We start from the raw sequence: 477 nt of genomic DNA, 5'->3' as shown, positions 1-477 counted from the left end.
CCGTCGGCTCAAAGCCATACTTCAGGGCGGACCACTCCGATGGGGGCTGACCACGCCCGCACGGCCCAGGTGGATCCCCTATACTCCCCCCGAGTTCACGGATCGGCGGTCGCCGGTTGCCGGCCCCGCACCGGAGTGCCCGCACTTGCCCCAGACCGCACCGCCGCCAAGCCGCTTGCCGACCTTCTCCGACGACGGCCACGTGCACGTCGTCGTCGAGACGCCGAAGGGCAGCCCGAACAAGTACGCCTTCTCGGACGCGCTCGGCGCCTTCCAGTTCAAGATGGTCCTGCCCGAGGGCATGAGCTTCCCGTACGACTTCGGCATGATCCCCTCGACCAGGGGTGCCGACGGCGACCCGCTCGACGTCCTGCTCCTCCTCGACGCGCCGGCTTTCCCTGGCTGCGTGCTGGAAGCGCGCTTGGTCGGCGTCGTCGAGGCCGAGCAGCGGGAGCGCGACGGCACCTGGGAGCGCAA

The 477-nt window shown here is 70.0% G+C and carries 1 protein-coding gene; it reads left to right on the top strand.

The window, feature by feature from the left end:
* Positions 1–145 precede the first annotated feature (145 nt).
* A partial coding sequence (locus MFF64_RS36615) for an inorganic diphosphatase (protein ID WP_238193935.1) occupies positions 146–477 on the top strand: 332 nt, incomplete at its 3' end.

The sequence above is a fragment of the Methylobacterium frigidaeris genome, assembly GCF_022179185.1.
Taxonomy (GTDB): domain Bacteria; phylum Pseudomonadota; class Alphaproteobacteria; order Rhizobiales; family Beijerinckiaceae; genus Methylobacterium; species Methylobacterium frigidaeris.
Note: the sequence above shows the minus strand (reverse complement) of the source record. Positions and strands in the feature narration are given on the sequence as shown.